Below are 23399 nucleotides of genomic sequence, written 5' to 3' on the forward strand. Positions count from 1 at the left end.
CGTCGCATGGCATTATTTAATATCGATTTGGCTTCGGCCAAGGACAAGTCCTTATCCAAACTGCTTCTTTCGGCGGCCAAGCCGTTTTTGAGCAAGTACGGCGAAGTGCAGTATCTGGCCATTGACAGCGCCGCCCGGACGCTGACAGTGGACGTGCTGCCGCTCGGCGAGCGCGACACCATCCGGGTGGAACTGATCGGCTACGGCCTGACCAGCGACGAGACCGGACGCGGCTGGCTGACCTTTGCCCAGTTGTCCACCTCGCGCCAGTGGCTGACCCTGGTTGCCGAAAAAGCCCTGCCCGAGCGGCGGATCATGCTCCCTTCGGCCACGCCCATGGCTCTGCTTCAGGCCATGCTGTAGTTGATCCTGCCATATCTTGATTGCAAGCGCACCGAAGCCTCTTCGGTGCGCTTTTTTATTCCATGGGCCGGTCCGACAGGGAGAGCAACGTCTCGCATCCCTTTTTCCCTGCCGTACCGCTACGCTTTACTATCCTGGACAAATACTGCGTCTTCTGGAGTACCCGCCAGCACGGCGGCCCCTTCGCGGGCCATGCAGGCAACCACGAGGTTGTGAAAGGGCTTGATGATGGCGAAATAGATCGACCCCGTCCAATGGAGGAATTTCGCCCCGGTGACAATATGAAAGCGGTTTGCGCCGCTTTCCAGCGGTTCGGCAATCACGCCCAGATAGCCGGTGATCATTGTATCGGTTGCTTTTCCAATCCAGAAGCTGTCTTCCCTGGCCTCGATGACGGTGAAAATCGAAGATTGCTCCCCTTTGGCGAAGGGGACGCCGTCCGGGGCCACGAACAGCGATGCCGGGACACCATCCTGCCTCGCCCCGAGCAGGCGGACGAAAACCCATCGTACGCGGTAGAGAAAACGCATCCAGCCTGGCATATAGGACAAAACAGCAGACAGGAATTCGCGCAGGCTTTTGCGGCAGTCCACGCTTACCACATGGATGTTGTCGGCCCCGTTGAAAATGGCGGCGAGTTCAGGAATGGCGGTGATGGCGTTTTCTTGCATCATTTCAATTTCCTTCGGTATTTTAGGGTTTTGTGCGCTGCCGTTCCTACGGCGCGTCGTAAATGTTGACCTCAATCTGAAATCAATATATTTAAAAGTCAAGTTTAATGTGTTTAATAAATAGTATGTTCGGAATGGTGTATGAAAATCAGCGCCAAGCAGAAGATTGAGACCAGACAGGCCATTCTTGACGCCGCCGTCGCTCTGATCATCGAAAAGGGGTTCCGCGCGACGAGCATGCGGGCAATCGCCCAGCAGGCCGGGGTGGGCGACGCCACTATTTACAACTATTTTCCCACCAAGGAGGCCATTTTTTTCGCCTATTATGAGGATCGCTTCGCACAGGCGGCTGCGAGCCTGCAGCGGATCGAGGGGCTTGACGAACATTCATTCCAGGAGCGGCTTCAGGCTTTTTTCGAAGAAATCCTCCATGCTTTCCTGCCGGACAGGGAATTCCTTCAGGCCACCTTTCATTCAGTTTTTTTCTCCATCCCGCCCAACTCCCGGGAGCTTCGCCCGATCCAGGAGCCTTTCTTCGCGACCGTGTCGGCAGCCTTTGCTGCGGCCAGGGAGAAGGGAGAGTTCGAGGACATGCTGTTTGAGGAAATTATCGTGCGTTTATTTTGGGATTATTGCATTGGCATTGTCCTTTACTGGCTCAAAGACGCATCCGAGCGGTTCACGGCCACAAGCGTTCTCATCGACAAGACCATGGATCTCGGCTGCGCCCTGTTGCGAGCGAACGTGGCGACAAAGGCCTATGATATCTGCTCTTTTCTCTTCAGGAGCCATGTACTCGCGCGCCTGGAAAGTATGCGGCCCGGCGCGGACGCCTTGAAAACCATAGTCACGGCCTTTATGGAGGGCGGCGATGGGCGCAAAAGTACCAAGCGGTAAGCTGCGGCGGGGAATCATCGGCAGCGCGACCACCGCAAAGGTGGGCGCCAACGTGCTCGGCTACCTGGTAAGGAAGCCGTTTCTCAGCGAGGACGCCAGACTCGACGCCCGGGAAAAGGCGGACGCAAAAAACGCCCGGCTGCTGTTTTCCTGTTTGAGCATGCTCCGGGGTGCCGCGCTCAAGACCGCCCAGCTTTTGAGCCTGGAGCTGGAGCTTCTGCCTGAGGTCGTCTGCAATGAGTTGGAGCAATCCTACAACCAGGTTTTGCCCATGAACAGGGTTCTGGCCCGTAAGGCGGCGTCCAACGCCCTGGGCTGCGATCCCGGCGAGGTCTTTGCCTCCTTTACGGCCACCGCCTTTGCTGCGGCCAGCCTGGGGCAGGTCCACGAAGCGACAAGTCCAGAAGGGGCAAAGCTGGCGGTCAAGCTTCAGTACCCGGGCATCCGGCAGACCATCGGCGACGACATGGGCCTGATCCGGGGAACGCTCGGGCGGCTGCCGGATGTCCGAGGCATCGCGAAGGTTTTCGATGAGATCGAAGCACGATTCCTGGAGGAGACGGACTATCGCCTGGAGGCGGACAACATGGCCTTTTTCCGGGACAATCTGACTGTTGCCGGCGTGCGCGTCCCAGAGGTCTGGGAAAAGGGGTGCGGGCAGGAGATTCTGTGCGCCCAAAGGCTGCCCGGGCTGCCGCTGAATCAATGGCTTAAGACCAATCCGGGACTGGAGGCGCGAAATCTCGTGGCCGCCCGGCTCAATGCCGTTTTTCTCCAGAGCTTTTACCGCCTGGGCCGCATCCACGCCGACCCCAATCCAGGCAACTACATCATTGGCGAAGACCTTTCACTTGGGCTGGTGGATTTTGGTTGCGTCAAATCCTTCACCCCAAAATTCGTCGAGTTGTACCGAAAGCTGCCCCAGGCCATGGTCAACGGCGACCGGGACCGGTATTTTGATCTGCTGCGCAGCCTGCATTTCATCGAGGAAAAGCTTGACGCGCAGACGGAGGAAGCCGTTTACGAGACCGCCTATGACTTTGGCCGCTGGCTTGGCCGCCTCTATGCCTGCGAAGAGTTCGATTTTGCTGCGGCTCCCGGATGTATCGCCAAAGGCCGGGAACTTTCGCGGGCCATGTGGAAACATCGCAGGCATTTTTCCATGAACCCGGACATGGTCTTCCTCGACCGAACCCGCTACGGCCTCTTGCGTATCTATGAAAAGCTCGGCTGTCGCGTCCGGCTTCGCAACGCATACGAGTGGAGCGGGGCAGAGAACGATCCGTTGTAAGGGGGGCAGGCCAAGCCCGCCATAACGCTCCAATGCCCCCGAATGCACCTGCGCCTGTTGCGGTTTGAGGCGACGGCATGGACCGCTCTCCGCTAAAATGCGCTCTGCGTGCGGGCGCTTGTTGCGGCCCCAAGACACCCCCGCAGTGCCCGGCTCTACGCGGGTCCGATCTGAGACGTTGCGTTCGGCCAGAGCCAGTCACGAAGAGCGCAAAGGCCGTGTTGCCCGGGCAAGGCCAAACCGTCCCTGGCCGGCGTGCTTTTTATTTCCCCCATTTTCTTCCGTAAATTCAATCCGGTTGCCTGCGGTTGGCCAAATACGTGGTAAATTACCAATTTTAATTTATTTTACTGCATGTTATGGGAAGGTCAAGGCAACCAGGAAATTGGAGAATACGCCGTTTTGCCATTGCTTTGCTCACGAAACCATTGTCAGCACCAGGCATTTGTCGCCCCGGCCCCGGTGTCATTTTTTTTGCCCTGATCCCCGGCGCAACGCCCAAGGAGACCGCCTGCCATGGAGCCTTTGGAACTCGCCGTCGCCTCGCCGGAACTGCAGGACCGGTTGCAGGCCCTCGACGTCCGGTCGTGTCTGGGCTGCGGGGCCTGCGCCAGCGGCTGTCCCATCCCGGGGACGCCGGGCATGGAAGGCTTTGATCCCCGGGTGGCCGTGCGCCTTCTGGCCATGGGGCGCGAAGCTGAGGCTGCGGCCTCGCCGTTTCCCTGGGTCTGCACGAGTTGCGGCCGCTGCTCCCATGTCTGCCCCATGGGCATTGACCTCACCGCCGTATTCAGCCTGCTGCGCGGTCTGGTGCCCCGGGCCAACGTCCCGGGAACGCTGGAAAAGGGCGTTGCCTCGGTGCTGGAGACCGGCAACACCCTGGCCATCCCCCTGGAAGACTTCCTCGACACCTTAAGCGACATTGGCGGCGAACTCGCCGAAGAAGAGTGCCCCGGCTTTTACGTGCCTGTGGACAAGCAGGGGGCCGATCTCCTCGTTTTCCTCAATTCCAAAGAAGTCTTCGGCGATTTTGATGATCTTAAATGGTGGTGGCGCATTTTTTACAACGCCCGGGAGAATTGGACCGTGCCGTCGCGCAACTGGGAAGCGGAAGATTGGGGGCTTTTCACCGGCAACCCCGATGTCTCCCTGGTCCTGGCCCGGCGCAAGCTCGATCTCATGCGCAGCCTCGGCGCGGCCCGGCTGCTGATCCCCGACTGCGGCGGCGGATCGTACGGTTGCCGCATGGGCCTTAAAACCTGCGCCTTGCAAGACCCGTCGCGTCAGGTCGATGCCGTGTATTTCTACGATTACCTGTTGGAGCGCATCGCCTCGGGCCGCATCCGGCTCGATCCGACCCGCAATGCCGGGCGGACCTACGTCTGGCATGACGCCTGCAAACACGGCCGGGAACTGGAACGCCATTTCGGCAAGGGCTATTACGATGAGCCGCGCGCCATCCTGGCTGCCTGCGTGGGCCAGGAAAATGTGGTGGCCATGGACCCGGACCGGGCCAACAATTATTGTTGCGGGGCTGGCGGCGGCAACTGGCCCATGCCTTTTGAAAAAGAATCCGCGGCCCACGGCCGGTTCAAGGTGGCCCAGCTCGAAGCCTGCCGGGCCGATGTGGTGGTGGTGGGCTGTGCCAACTGCCGCGATCAACTGCAAAAACGCCTGCCCCGGTTTTATCCCGGCCGCTGCCGCTATGAAGTCAAATACCTGTGGCAGTTGGTGGCCGAAACCATGATTGCCACCCCCTGGTCCCAGACGGAAATCGAGGCGGCCCAGGAACGCAGCCGCCTGCAGCAGCGGCATTTCCAAGCCGAACTGGACGGAGGCTTTTAATGGACGCCCGGGACCGACTCCCTGTGCTTGTTGCCGGCGGCGGTCTGGCCGGCCTGCGCGCCGCCCTCGATCTGGCCGTAGCCGGGCAGGAGGTGCTCCTCATTGAGGCCGGCACGCGCCTTGGCGGCGGCGCGGCCCATCTTGCCGCCCTGGTCCAGACCGGACAGCCGGTCCAGGCGCTTGTAGCCGAACTGGCCCAAGCGGTTGCGGCCCATCCGCGCCTCACGGTCCGCTTCGGCTGTCGGCTGGAATCCGTAACTGGTGCGCCCGGCGAATTGTGCGCTGTCCTGGGCCAGACCGGGGAGGGGAGCACGGAACAGATCCGGGTCGCAGCCGTTATTCTGGCCACGGGGTGTTCGCCCTTTCAACCCGGCGGCCTTGATTTTCTGGCGTACGGTGTCGTCCCGGATGTGGTCACCAGCCTGAGCGTGGAAACCATGCTGGCTGCCGATGGCGGCGTGGTGCGTCCTTCGGACGGATGCCCCCCCCGGTCCGTGGCCTTTATCCAGTGCGTTGGCTCGCGAATGCACCAGCCCGAAGAGCGTCCGGCCTGCTCTGCCGTGTGCTGCGCCGTGTCCGTGCGCCAGGCCCTGGCCCTGCCCCAAGCCCGCCGCACCCTCTACGCCATGGATCTGCGCGCCCATGTGGCCGGCACCCAGGAAGCCCTCAATCAGGCTGAAGCCCAGGGCCTCACCGTCCGTTATGCCCGGCCCCACACCCTGGCCGCCGGCCCGGACGGGCGCGGCGTAACCTTTCGCTTTATCGACCAGCAGGGCACCGAATGCCAGGACGCCGTGGACATGGCGGTCCTGGCGGTCGGCATCGGCCTCTCGGCCGCCAACCGGGCCATGCTGGACGCTTCGGGGGTGGAACTTGGCCGGGGCGGTTTCGTGGCCACCGATCCGTATGCGCCGGTGGCCACCAGCCGACCGGGCGTTTTTGTGGCCGGCACCCTGGGCGGTCCGGGCGAAGCCTCGCTGGCCTCGGTCCAAGGCTCGGCTGCGGCCCTGGAAGCTCTGGCTGCGGTCCGGGTGTCGCCGCCTCCCCGGGAACCACTGCCGGTCCTGGTCCTGGGCGGCGGGGCGGCCGGGCTGGCCTGCTCCCTTGGGCTGGCCGGCTGCGGGCAGCGCGTGACCCTGGTTGAGGCGAGTGCGCGCCTGGGCGGCCATCCGCGCAAGCATCCAACGGTCTGGAAGGGCCGGGAAACAAAGGAAGCTGTGGCGCAGATGGCCGAGGCGGTCCAAAGCCTCCCGGGCATTACCGTCATGACTGACGCACGTCTGATCGCAGCGGCGCAAACGCCGCAAGGCTGGACCGGCAGTCTCGCCACACCCCTGGGAACGCAGGAGATCGCTTTTGGCGCGGCTGTCCTGGCCCTTGGCAGCGGCGAGGCCCGGCCGGACGAGTATCTGCTCGGCCGTGACCCCCGAGTCATGACCCAGCTCGAATTTGAAAACTGGCGGCGCACCCATCCCGAACCGGACGATACACCGCAAACCGTGGTTTTTATCCAGTGCGTGGGTTCACGGCAGCGCCATGGCTTTACGGCCTGCGCCCGGGTGTGCTGCGCCCAGGCGCTGTGCGCCGCCGTGGAGCTGAAAAAAAGCCGTCCCGGTGCCCAGGTGGCGGTCTTTTACCGCGACATCACCACGCCCGGCGAATCCGAAGACCTCTACACCGAGGCCCGGCGGCTGGGCGTGCTCTTTTTCCGCTACGACCCCGAGCGAGCGCCCCGGGTGGAACGCCTGGGAGCCGATCTGGCCGTCACGGGTGAGGATATCCTCCTTGGCCGCAGCGTGCGTCTGCGACCGGACCGGCTGGTGCTGGCCGTGCCTGTGGTCCCGGTCGGTCTGGCCGAGACAGCGGCGCTTTTTGCCCTGCCGACAACCGGCCCCGGGTTTCTTGCCCCGGTGCATCCGGTCCTATTGCCCGTGGATCTGCCCCGGCCCGGTCTTTTTGCCGCCGGGCTGTGCCTTGGCCCCAAACCGCTGGATGAGTCCGTGGCCGAAGCCCAGGCGGCGGCCATGCGGGCCATTGTGTATCTCGCTGGTCGAAGCTGACCGGAGAACCTGGGCAGGGGGGGGATTTCATGCTAGGTGGTGCGGACATCCCCATGAAAAAATTCCAACCCCAGGGAATCCGGTTCATGCAGCATCCAAAGACCTTCCCCAAGGCCATTGTTCTTGGCATCGACGGACTCGACCCGGCCCTGTGCCGCCGGCTTATGGCCCAGGGTCGCCTGCCGCATCTGGCCCGGTTGGCTGAAACCGGCCGTTTCGTTGCCCTTTCTACGGCCAATCCGGCTCAGAGCCCGGTGGCCTGGACGTGTCTGGCCACCGGAACCAACCCTGGCCGCCATGGCATTTTTGATTTCATCGTGCGCAGCCCCGGGGCCTATCTGCCGCGCCTGTCGCTGACCCGCCCGGGGCCGGGAGGCGTGCCCCAACCGGCCTACACCGGCGAAACCTTTTTCGAGACGGCCGCCAAAGCCGGGCTGCCGGTCACGGCCGTGCGCTGGCCTGTGACCTATCCGCCGGCCTTTGATGGTGTGACCACCCTGGCCGGTCTTGGCGCTCCCGATATCAAGGGACGCCTGGGCAACTACGTCCAGTATGCCGAAGACGCGCCGCAAACCCGGGAAGCGGGGGGGCGTGGAAAGTTCGTGCCGGTGCGCTTTGCCGACGGCCGGGCCGAGCTTGCCGTGGAAGGCCCGCTGGCCACAGTCATGGGCAAGCGGGCGGCCGCCACCGTTTCATTGGAACTGACGCGCTCGGACGGGCGATTGGCCTATACGCTGTGCGGCCGGTCCGGCAGCCTTGAACCCGGCCAGTGGTCGCCGTATCTGCCCCTTTTTTTCGATACGGGCCAGGGCGGGGTGGTGCGCGGCCTGACCCGGCTGTGGCTGGGCAGCGTTACACCCCTGGCGCTTTATCTCGGCCCCCTCCAGATTGATCCGAGCCAACCGCATCTGCCCATTGCCGCCCCGCCGGGCTATGCCGCCGAATTGGCCACAGCCCTGGGCGGTCCCTATGCCACGTTGGGCATGCCTGAAGAGACCAAGGGATTGACCGACGGCGTTATGACCGACGAGGCTTTTTTAGCCTTGTGCGACGACGTCACCCGCGAACGCGAGGCCATGCTCGATTACGAATTGGGGCGGTTTCGGGAAGGGCTGTTGTCCGTTGTTTTCGACACGTCCGACCGCATCCAGCACTGTTTCTGGCGTTTGCACGACCCGGCCCATCCCCTCTACGACGCAGCCGAGGCCGCCCGTCTGGGGCCGGTCATTGACGACCATATGGTTCGCATGGACGCCGTCGTCGGGCGGACCATGGCCGCAGCCGGCGACGATACAGCCCTGTTTGTCTGCTCGGACCACGGCTTTTGTTCCTACACCCGTTCCATCAATCTCAATGCCTGGCTGGTCCGGGAAGGCTATTTGAAGCTTACTCCCCACGATCCGGCCGACAGCGGCGAACTGTTCCGCTTTGTCGATTGGCCGGCCAGCCGGGCCTTTGCCATGGGCTTTGGCTCCATCTACCTCAATGTGGCCGGGCGCGAACCGCAAGGGGTCGTTACTGCGGGCGAGCCGGCTGACTCCCTGGCCCGGGAGCTTGCCGCGCGCCTTACCGCCCTGACCGACGGCAACACCGCGCCCATTGCCGCCGTGCACCGGCAGGCCGACCTCTACGAGGGGCCGCTGGCCGCCCAGGCCCCGGATCTGGTGGTGGGCTGCCGCCCGCCGTACCGGGTGGCCTGGACCTCGGCCATCGGCGGCACGGGCGGGGCGGTCTTTACGGACAACCGCCAGAAATGGTCTGGCGACCACTGCGTGGACGCCTCTTTTGTGCCGGGATCGCTTTTTTCCAATCTGCCGCTGGCCGCCGCTGCCGACGGCGTGGCCCAGACCCGGCTGGCGGCCACGGTCTGCCGCTGCCTGGGGCTTACTCCGGCTCAGCATATGGCTGTCGATCTCTTGGAATAACGCCGACGTGGCCTTGACGCATCGCTGAGGCGGCCTTACTGTTTCCTTAACTAACTATTAGCGGTAGGGTACAGCCATGGTCAATTCCCTCGACATCTGCGCCCGTGAAATGCTCGACGTCATGCCGCTGGTCATGCAGGACTTCAGGCGTACCATGCGCAGCCAGAGCGCTCCTGATCTGCGGGTGCCGGAACTGCGCAGCTTGGCCTTTTTGCGGCACAACACTGGCTCCAACTTAACGGATCTGGCCGAGTACATTGGCGTTTCCCTGCCATCGATGTCCAAATTGGTGGATACGCTGACCTCTCGGGGCTTTATCGAACGCACGCCGGATACGTCGGATCGCCGACGGGTGCGCCTGGGGCTGACCGAAGCCGGTCTGGCCATCCTGGCCACGGCCCGGGAGGCGGTCAAAGCCTCCTTTGCCGCCAAGCTGGCCCGGCTGACCCCTGACGAAGTGGCCACCATCACCGCCAGTATGGCGCTTTTGAACACGCTGTTTGCCCTGGCCCCTGAAGGCGACGAAACCGGCAGTTGATCCCTGGCGGGAAAGGATGACAGACAAACGGCCCGCAGCCGCCTAAGCGGCGCGGCCGTTTGTCCTCCCTATGGAAACCCCTGCTGCGCCAGCCCGCGACCGCCTGCTGCGCTCCTTTCGGCACCGCAATTTCCGGCTTTTTTTTGCCGGCCAGTTTGTCTCGCTCACCGGAACCTGGATGCAGTCGGTGGCTGTGTCCTGGCTGGTGTATCGCCTGACCGGATCGAGCATGGCGCTGGGGCTGGTGGGCTTTGCCAGCCACATCCCTGTCTTTCTCTTTGGCCTTTTTGGCGGCTGTCTGGCTGATCGCGGCAACAAACGGGCCATCCTCATCGCAGCCCAGGCTGCGGCCATGCTGCAAGCCCTGACCCTGGCCGCCCTGACCCTGTCGGGAACCGCCAATGTCTGGTTGGTCGTCTCCCTGGCCACCTTCCTGGGGCTGGTCAATGCCGTGGATATGCCGACCCGCCAGGCCTTTGTGGTGGACATGGTGGGGCGCGAAGATCTGCACAACGCCATTGCGCTTAATTCCTCAATGTTCAACAGCGCCCGGGTCGTCGGCCCGGCCATGGCCGGCGTGCTGGTGGCCGTCATTGGCGAGGGCTGGTGCTTTCTGGTCAATGGCCTCAGTTATCTGGCCGTCATCGCCGCCCTGGCTGCCATGCGCCTGCCGCCTTCCCAGCCGCGCTCCAACACCGGCTCGGTGTTAAGCCATGTCCGCCAGGGGGTGGCCTATGCCTGGGGCGAGGGCAGCATACGTTCGATCCTGGGCTGCCTTATCGTTACAAGCCTGTTTGCTTCGTTTTACATGGTACTGTTGCCTGTGGTCGTCACGACGGTGCTGGGCCAGGGAGCCCAGGGCCTGGGCTTTCTTATGGCCGCAACAGGAATCGGCAGCGTGGCGAGCGCCTTGCTGCTCGCCCTTCGCCAGAAGGGCCGGGGGCTTTCGCGGTGGCGCGTCATTTCCGGTCTGGGAGTGGGGCTGGTCATGGTGGCCTTCGCCTTCTCCCAGACGTTTTGGCTTTCGTTGTGCCTGTCAACGCTCCTGGGTTTTTGCCTGATCTTTTTTTTCGCCGCTTCCAATACGATGCTGCAACAGCAAAGCCCCGACGCCATGCGGGGCCGTATCATGGCCCTTTATTCCGTCACTCTCGTCGGCATGGCCCCCTTCGGTTCGCTGTTGGCCGGGACGACGGCCAGTCTTGTGGACGCGCCGACCGCCATTGCCCTGGCCGGTGGACTGTGCGCGGCCGGGGTGGCCCTTTTTGCAAGCCTGGATCGCCGGAGCAGCAACCCCAACCAGACATGCCCCTAGCCTGTTGACAGCCGGTTTGGACCGGCGGCACACTCATTGGCAATCAAACCGGCCGGCCCGGCGCGGCCAAGGAGTTCGATCATGCGTACCTGGGAACTCGGCACCACCGGCATCGTCGCCTCGGCCGTGGGCTTTGGCGGCATCCCCATCATCCGCCTGGATCGGGAGGCGGCGGCGGCGCTGTTGCGCCATGCCGTGGACCGGGGCTTCACCTTTTTCGATACGGCCAACCGCTACCTGGACAGCGAAGAAAAGATGGGTCTGGCCTTTGCCGGCCTGCGCGACAAGGTGGTCATCGCCACCAAAACCGGCATGCGCGGGGCCAAGGAAGCCATGGAGGAGTTGGAACTGAGCCTGACGCGTCTTCAAACGGACCGCATCGACCTCTACCAGCCGCATCAGGTGTCCACGCCCGAGGATTTCGAGACCCTGCTCGGGCCGGGCGGGGCCATGGAAGCGCTGGTCAAGGCCCGGGAACAGGGCAAGATCCTTCATATCGGCGTCACCTCCCACAGTTTGGAGATGGCCCGAAAGCTTGTGGCCACGGGCCTTTTCGCCACCATCCAGTTTCCCTACAACATCGTTGAGACCGAAGCCGCCGCCGACCTTTTCCCCGAGGCCCGGGCCAAGGGCATGGGCATCCTGGCCATGAAGCCCTTTGCCGGCGGTATGCTCGACGACGGCGAGCTGGCCCTGCGCTTTTTGCGCCGCGAGCCTGACCTCCTCGTGCTGGCCGGCTGCGACACGGCAGAGCAGGTGGATCAGGCGGCCGACGTCTTTTCGGGCGAGGCCGTCTGGACCGAAGCCGACGCAGCCAAGGCCGAGGCGTTTCGCCAGGAACTCGGCTCGCGGTTTTGCCGGCGCTGCGAATACTGCCAGCCCTGTCCCCAGGGCGTGCGCATCACCTACGCCATGATGTACAAGGTGGTGACCAAGCGGCTGTCCCCGGCCAAGGCGGTCGGCTTTTCCGGCGCAACCATGGAGACGGTGCGCGAGTGCATCGACTGCGGCGAGTGCGCCACGCGGTGTCCCTACAATCTGCCCATCCCGGAAATGTTGCGGGAATATCTGGCCCTGTATGACAGCCACAAGCAGGGGGCGGTCTGATGTCGGCCGGACCGGCCCTGGCCGAACGGTTCTGGCAGGCCGGGGCGGTCACCGTCTCGGCCGAGCCCATTACGCTTAAATCCGGGCGCGTCAGCCACGTCTACGTGTCGCTGCGCCAGTTTGTCTGTAACCCGGGCAATCTGAAACTGCTGGGGGATGTCTTTGCGCTCTGGCTGGCCGAGCGGCGTCTGGCCCTTGGCAGCGTGAGCAGCCTGCTTTCGCCGGTCTTGTGCGGGGCCTTTGCCGCCCGGTGTGGCCTGCCGCTGGCCCTTTTCCGGCCGGATACGTCGGAAAAAGGCCTGGCCGGGCAGGTTTTTGGCGGTGAAGCCGGGCTGCCCGTGGTCCTTCTCGACGACGTGCTCACCTCCGGCGGCACAGCCCTGGCCGCAGCCAAAGCCTTTGCCGGGCAGGGGATGGGCGATGTGTCGCTCTATGTCTTTGTGGACAAGCGGCCGACCGGGCTGCGGCAGACATTTGCCCTGCCCGTGACCGCGCCGCTGACACTCACGGCGCTGTTGGGGCACGGCCTGGCCGCCGGCCATATCGTGGGGCCGGCCGTGGCCTTTGCCGAGGCGGAGCTGGCGTTTTTGGAAGGTGATGCGAAGAGATGAGAAGAGAAGGCAGAAGAGGCCTCCGGCGGCCAAAGGGCTGAGCCCTTTGGAATCCCACCTGGAGGCAAGGGGAGAAGTTCTTCCCGGGGCTCCTGTCTGGTTTGTTTTTTTATTGAGGACTGGGCAAGACTTCTGGTCTATGATCGCCTTGCCCGGAATCGAGCGCACCATCGGCGGTTTTTCGGCCGGGTCAACCAGCTGCCGCATCCCTGTCCGGCCGGGGATGCTCCCTGCCAAGCCCGTTTTTTACAAGGAGTCTGCGCCATGCCACTGATGACGGAACTGCCTGCCCACGCGGCCCTGGCCGAGCATCATAAAACGGTCCAGCATCTGCACATGCGTGAGCTGTTCGCGGCCGACCCGCAGCGTTTCGCCAGGCATTCCCTGCGCCTGGGCGATATCCTGTTCGATTATTCCAAAAACAGGATCACCAACGAGACCATGGGCCTGCTCTTCGATCTGGCCCGGCAGGCCGGGGTCGAAGCCCGGCGCGACGCCATGTTTGCCGGGGCCAAGATCAACCGCACAGAGGACCGGGCCGTACTCCATGTCGCCCTGCGCAACCGGTCCAACCGACCCATTGTTGTGGACGGGCGCGATGTCATGCCCGAAGTCAACAAGGTGCTCAACCAGATGCGCATCTTTTGCGGCCGCATCCATTCCGGCCAGTGGAAGGGGTATACCGGCAAGCGCATCACCGATGTGGTCAATATCGGCATCGGCGGTTCCGACCTCGGTCCGCAGATGGCCTCCCTGGCCCTGGCCCATTACGCCGTGCCGGGTATAACGCCGCATTTCGTCTCCAATGTGGACGGTACGCACATGGTGGAGACGCTCAAACGCCTCTCGGCGGAAACCACGCTGTTCATCATTGCCTCCAAGACGTTTACCACCCTGGAAACCATGGCCAACGCCCATGCAGCCCGGGACTGGTTTCTGGCCCAGGCAGGGGATGAGGCCGGGGTGGCCAAACATTTCGTGGCCCTTTCCACCAATGCCAAGGCCGTGGCCGCCTTTGGCATCGACACGGCCAATATGTTCGCCTTTTGGGACTGGGTCGGCGGACGCTATTCCCTGTGGTCGGCCATCGGCCTGACCATTGCCCTGACTGTCGGCTTCGATCATTTCGAGGCCATGCTCGAAGGGGCGTTTCTTGCTGACGAGCATTTTCGCACCACCCCCCTGGAGCGCAATATTCCCATCATCATGGGACTGCTTGGCCTGTGGTACAACAACTACTTTGGGGCCCAGACCCAGGCCATCCTGCCCTATGACCAGTATCTGACCCGCTTTGCAGCCTATTTCCAGCAGGGCGACATGGAGAGTAACGGCAAGTCAGTGACCACCGATGGGCGTGCGGTCGATTATTCCACCGGCCCGGTCATCTGGGGCGAGCCGGGCACCAACGGCCAGCATGCCTTCTACCAACTCATCCACCAGGGTACGCGGCTCATTCCCTGCGATTTCCTGGCCGCCGCCCAGACGCAAAATCCCCTGGGCCGGCACCAGGACATGCTCCTGTCGAACTTTTTCGCCCAGACCGAAGCGCTCATGAAGGGCAAGACCGCAGACGAAGCCCGGGCCGAACTGGCCGATTCGGGCCTGGACGAGGACCGGCTGGCGCTCTTGTCCCAGGCCAAGGCCTTTAGCGGCAACCGGCCGACCAATTCGTTTCTCTATGAAAAGCTTGATCCCAAGACCCTGGGAACGCTCATTGCGCTGTATGAGCATAAGATTTTTAGCCAGGGGACCATCTGGGACATCAATTCCTATGATCAGATGGGGGTCGAGCTGGGAAAGGTGCTGGCCGGGACGATCTTAACCGAGCTTTCGGGTGTCGAGCCGGTGGCGGGCCATGATAGCTCGACCAACGGGCTGATCAATTACTACAAGGAACTACGCGGGGAATAGGCAGGCGCACCGCCTCGCGCTGACGGTGCAGGCCGGCGGCCCTGTCCATAGGAAGGACAGGGCCGCCGGCCTGGTCATTTTGCGGCGGGGTTGCCGTCCTCTTAGCGGGCAAGCCGCAAGAGCCGCTCGGCCATAAGCCCGGGGGCGATATCCCGCTTGAGGCTGGCCGACAGAGCCAGTTCCCCGCGTACGTCCATGGGCTGGCTGTCATGGGCGGCGGCCAGGGCCGCCTCGAAGACCCGGCGCAATTCCCGAAACGACGCCTCCACCTCGGGATAGGCATTGTCCTCGCGCCAGGGCAGGCGCACGGATTGCCGCAGTGTGCCGGCAGCGTGGTTGGGCGTGGCCAGCTGATAGACCCTGGCCGGCGCTTTGCCGGCCCGTTCGTGTTCGTTGGGGTAGCAATGGGACTGCCAGGACGCGTCCGGCTCGGGGATGGTGGAGTCGATGCGCACATAGGGCAGGGCCAGGGCCTTTTCATGGCCTTCGAGCAGCACGTCGTAGAACAGTTGCGGGCGCAGGTTGCCGCGTTTTTTTTCAATATGCCAGGTAATGCGCATGGATGTTTCCTTTTAGGCGGAAAGATGCAGGACGTCGCCAAAGGGCGGCCGTCCCCGGGCTGCGGCCGGCACGACCCAGAGCACCGGATAGGGCGGCTCGGCCGGAAATCGGTCGCATTCAAGATCGGTACAATACAGCAGGCAGGCCGGGTGCAGGCCTTCGCTGGCCACTTTGGCGAAGACCGGGCGATAGTCCGTGCCGCCACCACCGGCCGGGACAAATTCCAAGGGCGGGTCGGCCCGGGTCCAGACCTGCGCCTGGCTAACGGCCATATCGCAGCAGTAGACCAGCAGACGGGCGTCGCAGACCTCAAGGACGCCCGACAGTTCGGCACAAAAGGCGGCCAGAAGTGGCGCGTCCACCGAGCCTGAGGTGTCGATGGCCAGCACCACGTCGCCGAGTGACATGGAACGCGGTGAGGGCAGATACAGGCCCATGTGGATATGACGGCGGTTGGGCGGCGACCAGGAATAGTCGCTGACCGCCCGGTCCAGAATAAACCGGCGCAGCAGGGTGGACCAATCGAGCTTTGGCCGGGCCAGTCCGGCCAGCACCCGTTCAAGCCCGGCCGGCATGTTGCCCATGGCGGCAGCGGCCCGGCGGGATTGGCTGACGTCCTGGCGCAGTTTTTCGGTCAGTTCGCGGCGCTTAGGCTCCTGGCGCGCTCCGTCCAGATCGGGATGGTCGCGCACTTCGCCAACACTGTGGCTGGATTTGTCTCCGATCCGGCCGTCGCCGTCTTTGTCGCCGCTAGCCGATTGGCGTTGCCTTGTGGCCCCGGACAAATCGGCCCCGGCCGGGGCGGCCTTGGGATCGGTGGGGGCACCGGCAAAGGGCGTGTCGCCGTCGCCGCCGCCGGGTGCTGTTTCGGCCGGTGCGGCCGAGGTCTTGGCCTTTTTCTCCGATCCGCCGCCACCGCGTTCGTCGTTGTTGCCGGTTAAGGCGGCATAGATGGCCTCGGCCGGTTTGCCGGCCTGGGCAGCTTCGAAAGGATGGCCTTTGGGCAGGGGGAAGCCCGCTTCCACCAGCAGGGCGGCAATGGCCAGATCGCAGGCCTTGTTCCACAGGGCCGGGTCGCGATCTTTGCGGCGCAGATGATGCTCGCAGGCCAGATGGAGGATCTCATGGGCCACCATGACCGTTATATCCTCTTCGCTGCGGCTGGCCAGGGCCAGCGGATTGTAGCCAAGGTGGACGCCGTCGGTCCACATGTCCCGACAGCCGGCGTCGTCGATGGGGATGAGCCGCAGGGCCATGGCCCCGAAAAAGGGATGGGCCAGCACCAGTTCCATCCTGGCCCGCACGAGCTTTCGGACCATGGCGTCAGGGGCGCTCACACGAACACCGCAGCATTGTCCCTGGCCCAGGCGGCAAACGACTCGGTCTGGGCGGCCCGGCTGTCGTGGCGCACGGCGTCGCGCATGAGCAGCACCCCGAATTCCACCGGCAGCCGGGCGGCGTAGCGGGTCAACGCCGGCATGGTCTCGGGGGAGGCCATGCGCCCCAGCGCCTCGCAGATGGCATAGGCCGCCCCGGGTTCGACCGGGGCCGGCGCGGCGTCGGGATCGGCCAACACGGCATCGGTGTCGGGAAGCTCCCGCCACAGCTTTAAATAACCGGAAAATTCCAGGGCCGCACCGTCGCCGACGGCCCCGCGCAACAGTTCCAGTTCCACGTCCGGGTCGGGCGAGCCGGCCAGCATGGTGGAGACGAACTCCCATGACCGGGGCGTGGGAAACGCCCGCGAGGCTACGGCAGGATCGAAATCATGGAGCAGTGACGGCCGAAAGCGGAGAAAGGCGATGACTTCCGGGCGCATTGCGGCGCAAGTGGCCCAGGCCACCCAGTCTTCGAGATGGGCCTCGATTTCCAGATGCACAAACCGGTTGGCCAGGGCCGAGGGCATGCGGTGGGTGACGGCCCGGTCCTGTTCGCGGTTGCCGGCGGCAAGGACGGTCCAGCCGTCGGGCAGTCGGTATTCGCCCAAGGCCCGGTCGAGAATGAGCTGGTAGCAGGCAGCCTGGACCAGGGGCGGGGCGGCGTTTAATTCGTCGAGAAAGAGCACCCCCTGGCCCTGGACAGGCAGAAAAGCCGGAGCGCGCCAGTGGGTGCGCCCATCGGCATCGATTTGCGGCAGACCACGCAGATCCACGGGATCGAGAAGCACGGCCCGGATGTCGATGAGGTCAAGGCCAAGGCTGGCGGCCGTCTGGGCCACGATCTGGCTTTTGCCCACGCCCGGCGGTCCCCAGAGGAACACGGGCTGGCGGATGGGGAGCAGGGTGGTCAGGGCGCGGCGGATATGGGATGGGATCACGTACGGGAGCCTCCGGTGGATACTATCCCGAAGCGTTGCCATGATCAGAGCAGGAACGCGTCAAACGGCTTGGCGCGGACTTCCGTACCGCCTGACGCGCCGGGCAGGGCCACCGTCGGGCAACGCCTCGGGACACCTTCTTGATATTGAAATTGAGAATTGTTGTCAATTATAATCGAAAAGCGCCGTGTGGGGGCAGCCGTTCTGGCGTCTCAGACGGCCGGCATCCCGGCAAACGCCCGCCCCAGGGCACAACGCGGGCGCGGCTGGGTCAGCCCAAACGAAAAAGCGCGCCGCCTGGGCTGGCGGCGCGCTTCTGGGGAATAAGGCGGGCAAAAACAGACCGGAGCGAAATCAGACTGATTGGATCACCCAGATAACACGGCCGACGATGCGCTCGGCCGAACCATCGGCCGGCAGCGTCTGATCCGCGAAATCCGTATTTTCCGAGCGCAGGATGAGCCTGCCGTTTTCACTGTCATGCACGATCTTTTTAATAACCAGTCCTTCCATGGGCATATCAAGGGCATAGAGCGCACCGGAGCGGATGGTCCGGCGGTCCTTGTCGATGCCGACATAGGCACCGCGATGGATGACCGGCTCCATGTCGCTTTCGTCCATACGCACGACAACCAGCCCAGGACGATGGAACTGTTCGGGCACGGTCAAGGATTCCACCGGCTGTTCCTGCCAGGGCCCTTGTGCGTCTTCCGGCAGGGCCATGGTGCACACCGGCATCTGGTAGTGCTTTGGCTTACGTCCGTACGCTTCGGCCGGTTCCTTGACCTGGAAGGCACCTGTCCGCTGTTCGCCCAGAAACTGCGGGGTATCGCCGTCGAGAATCCAGCTCGGGTTGAGGTTGTAGACCTGATAGAGCTTGATGAGCCAGCTATCGGGAATGGACTGGCGACGCTTGGCATCCGATATGCTGGATTGACGAATGTCCAGCAGTTTGGCGATTTCCACCTGCGTGCGCATGCCGGTGGCTTTCTTGATGCGATCGAATGCATCGTCGAAGCGGCTCATCGTTGCCTGGTTTGTTTCATCTGTGTTCATGTCGCCTCCAACGCTATGAATTGATTTGTGTCACATGTCCAGAAGCGGACATGGGTACTACTGGCTCTGCAAGAAAAAGTAGGGGTGCTGCTTGCAAAAGATAATCATACACAAGTCAGTTATACTGATACCGGAGCATCCATCACTTGGAATAATTTCCGTATTTGATTAATTGCATATGAACTGATGCCTATTGCAGGGTAAATATTTTTTGCATTTTCACGCTTTGACAAGCCACTTCTTTATATAAAATACGCATCAAAACACGAATCGTCAAGGGTTGTCATACATGCGTCGGTTGTCAGCGCTTCGTTATACTGCTAACAATTACCAGTGTTCTGGATTGTGGCCGGTTGCGTTGTGATTTTTGCAGAATCGATAAAACAGTGCGGGCCTTCCCGCCCTGGACACAGCCCCAGTGCTGATACTATGCTTTTTTTAACGGTTTTGTAAGGAGAGGGCTTCGTCACACCAGGCAGCCCGGTTCCAGACAGGACAGCCGGCTGGACGCGCCATCTTTGGCGTGCCTCGGTCCTCCAACCAGTCTGCCACAGGCCCGAGGCGTAGGGGGAAAATGCGCCAGCAGCCATTTGCGCTGAGGCCTACTTCCCGGCAGCAAGCCTGTCAATTCAATTTATACCAATTTAATCCAAATTTAATCTTCGTGGAATATCGCTACCCTATTGCGTTTTCCTATCGAGCAAGCATGGACCCGAAGGCCGCTTGCCCAAGGCTTATACATCCGTCGTTGGACGGCAGGCGGCGGTGCACCAAGGCCTGCAAACCACGGCGTTGCAAGGCCGCCGGCAGGGCAACGGCCAGGGTGCGGTTTTGCAGCACACCGCCGCTTAAAGCCACGTGCCGGATGCCGGCCCGCCTGGCCATGGCCTGGGCCAGATCAGCCAGTCCTTCCACCAGCCCCAGGTGGAAGCGCCGCGACACACACCCCGGCGGTACGCCCCGGGCGGCATCAGACGCCACCTGATCATACAGTGTCAGGGTGTCCAGCACGGCCGGTTCGCCTGCGCCAACAACCGGGCAGGCATAGGGACGCGTCTCGGATACATCCTGGATTCGCTCCAGCCGGATTGCGGCTTGGCCTTCATACTCAATGGTCAGGCACAGCCCCAGCGCTGCCGCCACGGCGTCGAACAACCGCCCGCAACTGGTTGTCACGGGGCAGTTAATATTTTTTTGGAGCATCTGCTCCACCACCCTTGCCGCGCCAGCGTGGGCCGGCAGCCACGGCCAGGGCAGGCCGTCCCCGAGCTGCCGGCCCAGGGTGAAATGGCAGGCCTGGGCGATGCGCCAGGGTTCGCGCACGGCCGCGTCGCCGCCGGGCAGGGCCATGGGCGCGATATGGGCCAGCCGCTTGTGGGTCAAAGCGCTCGGATCAACGAGCAGGCATTCCCCACCCCACAGGGTTCCATCCTCGCCAAGCCCTGTGCCGTCCAGGGCCAGGCCGAGGACCGGTTGCGTTATCCGATGCTCGGCCAGGACGGCATGGATGTGGGCGACATGGTGCTGCAGGCGCACCACCGGCCAGCGGTCCTGTTCCAGGGCGTAGTGGGTGCTCGGATAATCGGGATGCAGATCGGCCACGCACAGTTGGGGCGAAACACCAAGCACTCCGAGCAGATGGTCGAGGGTTTCCCGGTAAAACTGCATGGCCGACAGGCTCTCCAGGTCGCCGATATGCTGGCTGACAAAGGCCTGGTCGCCCTTGGTCAGACAGATGGTGGCCTTGAGCATCGGCCCAAGCCCGACCACGGCCGGGCCGGACCGGGCCAGGGCCACGGGCGAGGGAACATAGCCCCGCGCCCGGCGCAAAAACATAGCTGACGTCCCGGCCGCCGCCGCTTCACTGGCATTAAGGGGCCGCACCACCGAATCGTCGGTGCGCACCAGGATGTCGCGGGTGTGCAGCAAAAACACGTCGGCAATGCCGCCCAGCCGTGCCAGCGCCTCCCGATTGCCAAGGCAGATGGGATCGCCACCGAGATTGCCCGAGGTCATGACCAGGGCCGGCAAACGCCCGGGACCAACTGCGGCAGCGAAATCGGCCAGCAGCAGGTGGTGCAGGGGCGTGTAGGGCAGCATGACGCCGATTTCCGCCACATCCGGGGCGATCGAGGCCGCCAGCCCGCTTCCAGGTCGCAGCGGCAGCAGGCAGATGGGGCGTACGGCCCCGGCCAGCAGGTCGCGCGCGGCCGCGTCCACCTGTCCCAGGCGCTCGGCAACGGCCAGATCCGCAACCATGACGGCCAGGGCCTTGGTGGGGCGATGCTTGCGGCGACGCAGCAGCGCCACGGCCGCGTCGTCGCCGGCATCGCAGACCAGATGAAAGCCGCCCAGGCCCTTGACCGCAGCGAGCTGCCCCTGGGCCAGGGCCTGGGCCAGGGCTTGGATGGCCGCATCACCCCGGGCCAGGACGGTTCCCTGCCGGTCGGCCAGCCACCAAGCCGGTCCGCAGGCCGCACAGGCATTGGGCTGGGCATGGAAGCGCCGGTCGCCCGGATCGTTGTATTCGGCGGCGCAGGCCGGACACAGGGGAAAGCAGGCCATGGACGTGGTTTCCCGGTCGTAGGGGACGCGGCGGGTGATGGTGTAGCGCGGGCCGCAGTTGGTGCAGTTGGTGAAGGGATAGCGGTGGCGGCGTCCCGCCGGATCAGCCATATCGGCCAGACAGTCCGGGCAGGTGGCCGTGTCCGGGCTGATCAGCACAGCATGCCCGGTGCCGGGCGCGCTGGGCACGATGCCAAAGCCGGTTTCGCCTGTAGCCGGGATGGTGGCTGTGCTCTGGGACAGGAGGCGGGCCAGGGGCGGCAGCTCGACCGGCAGGCGGCGGGCAAAGGCCATCAACGCTTCCGGCGCGCCTTCCACCTCAATGACCACGCCGGCCGGGGTGTTTTGGACCCAGCCGGCCAACCCGAGTTCCCGGGCCAGACGGTAGATATACGGGCGAAATCCCACGCCCTGGACCTGACCGGCCACAACATGGCGGCTTCGCATGCAATTTGGCATACCGCGCAAGGTAGCGGGCTTTGCCGTCCTGTCAATGTTTGGGGGGCTTCTGAGGAGTGGGGCGCAGGGTCACCAGGAGGCTTTTGAGGCGTCCCCGGATGAACCGGCTGGTTTCAAAGTTGAGCGGTGCCAGCAGCTCTTTGACCACGAAGCCTTCTGCGCTAAAATCGTTGAGATTGTTGAGTGGATAGACAAGGCCCAGCGGGTCGGTTCCGGGCAGGCCCCGGGCTATGGCCGCCTGCCATAAGGGAATCCGGCGCGGCGACAGGCCAAGCAGGGTATAGACGGCCGTGTCCAGGGCCACGGGGCTGGCCGCCGCTCCCAAAAGGCCCAATGCAAAAGGCTCGCCGCCCACCGGCCCGGCCTTGTGCATGCAGACCACGCCGTCCAGCAGCGCCGTGGACGGGGGCAGAGCGGCCAGCACATCGAGGATCATTGCGGCAAAGCGGCCGGGTTCCCTGCCCAGGCGCTGGTGGGCCAGGGATTTGCGAAAGCCGCACACGCAGCCGAAGAGATTTTTAACAGTGAGGGTCAGGCCCATCTGATCGTGGCATTTGAGCCGGGCGACGTTTAGGATGTGGTCGGCCTCCAAAGCCAGCCGGGAGACGCCTATGCTGCCGCCGACAGACAGGGCAATGGCCCGGGGGCGATCCAGGCTGGCTACGGCAACCGGCAGATCGGCCACCGCCTCGGTCAGTCCGGCCAGCCGGGCCACAATGCGCCCGGTGCCAAAGGCCGGGGAGTCGGCCACGGTGACCCGGGCCGCGCCCTTTTCCAAGGCATAGAGGCAGGCGGCCCGCACCACGGCCGGGCTGGTGCAGGACAGGGCGGGATTGCGCGGGGCCACCAGATTGGGTTTAATGAGCACCTTGCTTCCAACCCCGACCGGACAGCCGGCCCCATCAAGCAGGGCGGCCACGGCGGTGTCCAGGCCCGGGTCGTCGTAGCGGGCAACGCGTTTGAGATACACAGGCTGGGTCATGGCGTGGGGCATACCTCCGGCATCGGCGACACGGCAGGCCTTACCGCGCCGGGACGCCGGAAGCAACCAGGGAATTGGCTCGTGTGGCGTTCACAAAAAACATGTATGTTTTTTGTGAATAAAAATAATAAATTCAGTATGTTGATGTTAGGTAAACCAGAACAGCAATTACCGAACGCGACACGAGAGAGGGCGGTATGGTTAGCCGACCTTTTTCATGACCTCGCGCATAAAATCCGGCAGATCGTCGGGGATCCGGGAGGTGACGAGCGGGCCGTCCACCACCACCGGGGAGTCCTCATAAAGCGCGCCGGCTTCCTTGAGTTCCCCGGCCACGGTTTCGTAGCAAGTGGCGTGTTTGCCGCGCAGCAGCCGGGCGCTGACCAGAATCTGGGGACCGTGGCAGATGGCGGCTATGGGGATGCCGGAAGAGGCAAAATCCGTCACGATGTCAATGACCTTGGGGAGCGTGCGAAGGGTCGCCGGAGCCTTGCCGCCGGGCAGGACGAGCAACGTGTAGCCGCACGAGCCGGCCGATTCCACGGCGTCCACAGCCAGATTGGCAGCCACGGCATAGCCGTGCTTGCCGGTGATGGTTCCGGCAGCGGGCGCGGCGACGTCCACCACGAACCCGGCTTCGCGCAGACGGTACAGCGGGTAGAGAAGTTCGCTGTCTTCGAAAGCATCAGCGGAGATAATCAGGGCTTTTTTGGCTTGCATGGCGGTACTCCAGGTATAAAACGGGTTGAAGTCGTCAAAATTGTGAAACTTACACCACCCTATGCCGCAATGGACAGTCGAAGGCAAGTCCGGGCACCACACCCAGGAACCAGGAGCCAAACGCTGCGGCTTCGGGCCAAACGAACTGCGCCGCGAAAATCCATACCCGGGAATCGAAATGCCGCGGGGCGCGGGTCAAACGCCG

General features: G+C 63.5%; 19 protein-coding genes. 11 read left to right on the top strand and 8 right to left on the bottom strand.

Going from position 1 to position 23399, the window contains the following annotated elements; all coding sequences use genetic code 11:
- The first annotated feature begins 6 nt into the window (after positions 1-6).
- Positions 7-363 carry a hypothetical protein gene (locus GTA51_RS03155; protein WP_160958613.1) on the top strand — a complete coding sequence of 119 codons (357 nt, stop codon included), beginning with the start codon at positions 7-9 and terminating at the stop codon, positions 361-363.
- A 119-nt stretch (positions 364-482) separates the two neighbouring features.
- On the opposite strand, the gene GTA51_RS03160 is transcribed toward GTA51_RS03155, so the two are convergent.
- A complete protein-coding gene (locus GTA51_RS03160; RefSeq protein ID WP_160958615.1) occupies positions 483-1136 on the bottom strand; it encodes a DUF2867 domain-containing protein in 654 nt (217 codons plus the stop codon).
- Between the two features lie 39 nt (positions 1137-1175).
- On the opposite strand from GTA51_RS03160, the gene GTA51_RS03165 reads away from it, so the two are divergent.
- From GTA51_RS03165 to pgi, 10 genes are all read left to right on the top strand, one after another.
- A complete protein-coding gene (locus GTA51_RS03165) occupies positions 1176-1931 on the top strand; it encodes a TetR/AcrR family transcriptional regulator (RefSeq protein ID WP_160958616.1) in 756 nt (251 codons plus the stop codon).
- Complete coding sequence (locus GTA51_RS03170) at positions 1906-3222, top strand: AarF/UbiB family protein (RefSeq protein ID WP_160958618.1); 1317 nt, start codon at positions 1906-1908, stop codon at positions 3220-3222. Before GTA51_RS03165 ends, GTA51_RS03170 begins: the two co-directional genes overlap by 26 nt.
- 516 nt (positions 3223-3738) lie before the next feature.
- Positions 3739-5067 (top strand): (Fe-S)-binding protein, encoded by a 1329-nt coding sequence (locus GTA51_RS03175; RefSeq protein WP_160958619.1) that lies wholly within the window; start codon positions 3739-3741, stop codon positions 5065-5067.
- Positions 5067-7127, top strand: a complete 2061-nt coding sequence (locus GTA51_RS03180) for an FAD-dependent oxidoreductase (RefSeq protein WP_160958621.1) — start codon at positions 5067-5069, stop codon at positions 7125-7127. Before GTA51_RS03175 ends, GTA51_RS03180 begins: the two co-directional genes overlap by 1 nt.
- 53 nt (positions 7128-7180) lie before the next feature.
- On the top strand, positions 7181-9052 hold the full coding sequence (locus GTA51_RS03185; protein ID WP_246197934.1) for an alkaline phosphatase family protein: 1872 nt from the start codon (positions 7181-7183) through the stop codon (positions 9050-9052).
- Between the two features lie 76 nt (positions 9053-9128).
- On the top strand, positions 9129-9590 hold the full coding sequence (locus GTA51_RS03190) for a MarR family winged helix-turn-helix transcriptional regulator (protein ID WP_160958622.1): 462 nt from the start codon (positions 9129-9131) through the stop codon (positions 9588-9590).
- A gap of 70 nt (positions 9591-9660) precedes the next feature.
- Positions 9661-10905 (top strand): MFS transporter, encoded by a 1245-nt coding sequence (locus tag GTA51_RS03195; protein ID WP_160958624.1) that lies wholly within the window; start codon positions 9661-9663, stop codon positions 10903-10905.
- Between the two features lie 81 nt (positions 10906-10986).
- Positions 10987-12012, top strand: a complete 1026-nt coding sequence (locus tag GTA51_RS03200) for an aldo/keto reductase (protein ID WP_160958625.1) — start codon at positions 10987-10989, stop codon at positions 12010-12012.
- On the top strand, positions 12012-12623 hold the full coding sequence (locus tag GTA51_RS03205; protein WP_246197935.1) for a phosphoribosyltransferase: 612 nt from the start codon (positions 12012-12014) through the stop codon (positions 12621-12623). Before GTA51_RS03200 ends, GTA51_RS03205 begins: the two co-directional genes overlap by 1 nt.
- A 264-nt stretch (positions 12624-12887) precedes the next feature.
- Positions 12888-14534, top strand: a complete 1647-nt coding sequence (pgi, locus tag GTA51_RS03210; protein WP_160958627.1) for a glucose-6-phosphate isomerase — start codon at positions 12888-12890, stop codon at positions 14532-14534.
- A 101-nt stretch (positions 14535-14635) separates the two neighbouring features.
- Here the strand turns inward: pgi and GTA51_RS03215 are convergent, their stop codons facing one another.
- The 7 genes from GTA51_RS03215 to GTA51_RS03245 form a co-directional block, all read right to left on the bottom strand.
- Positions 14636-15094, bottom strand: a complete 459-nt coding sequence (locus GTA51_RS03215) for a hypothetical protein (protein ID WP_160958628.1) — start codon at positions 15092-15094, stop codon at positions 14636-14638.
- Positions 15095-15106: 12 nt separating this feature from the next.
- A complete protein-coding gene (locus GTA51_RS03220; protein WP_160958630.1) occupies positions 15107-16432 on the bottom strand; it encodes a DUF2201 family putative metallopeptidase in 1326 nt (441 codons plus the stop codon).
- Positions 16429-17412: an AAA family ATPase gene (locus GTA51_RS03225; RefSeq protein ID WP_160958631.1), complete on the bottom strand. Its 984-nt coding sequence runs from the start codon at positions 17410-17412 to the stop codon at positions 16429-16431. Before GTA51_RS03225 ends, GTA51_RS03220 begins: the two co-directional genes overlap by 4 nt.
- Positions 17413-17766: 354 nt before the next feature.
- The gene (locus tag GTA51_RS03230; protein ID WP_160958633.1) at positions 17767-18468 is read right to left on the bottom strand and encodes a LexA family transcriptional regulator; all 702 of its coding nucleotides are present in this window, start codon (positions 18466-18468) and stop codon (positions 17767-17769) included.
- 693 nt (positions 18469-19161) lie between these two features.
- The gene (gene hypF / locus GTA51_RS03235) at positions 19162-21492 is read right to left on the bottom strand and encodes a carbamoyltransferase HypF (RefSeq protein WP_160958635.1); all 2331 of its coding nucleotides are present in this window, start codon (positions 21490-21492) and stop codon (positions 19162-19164) included.
- A gap of 31 nt (positions 21493-21523) precedes the next feature.
- On the bottom strand, positions 21524-22474 hold the full coding sequence (locus tag GTA51_RS03240; RefSeq protein WP_160958637.1) for a DUF362 domain-containing protein: 951 nt from the start codon (positions 22472-22474) through the stop codon (positions 21524-21526).
- Positions 22475-22675: 201 nt separating this feature from the next.
- Positions 22676-23194: a type 1 glutamine amidotransferase domain-containing protein gene (locus GTA51_RS03245; RefSeq protein WP_160958638.1), complete on the bottom strand. Its 519-nt coding sequence runs from the start codon at positions 23192-23194 to the stop codon at positions 22676-22678.
- Between the last annotated feature and the right edge of the window lie 205 nt (positions 23195-23399).

Origin of the sequence: Solidesulfovibrio aerotolerans (assembly GCF_009856865.1) — a bacterium.
In the GTDB taxonomy this organism is placed as follows: domain Bacteria; phylum Desulfobacterota; class Desulfovibrionia; order Desulfovibrionales; family Desulfovibrionaceae; genus Solidesulfovibrio; species Solidesulfovibrio aerotolerans.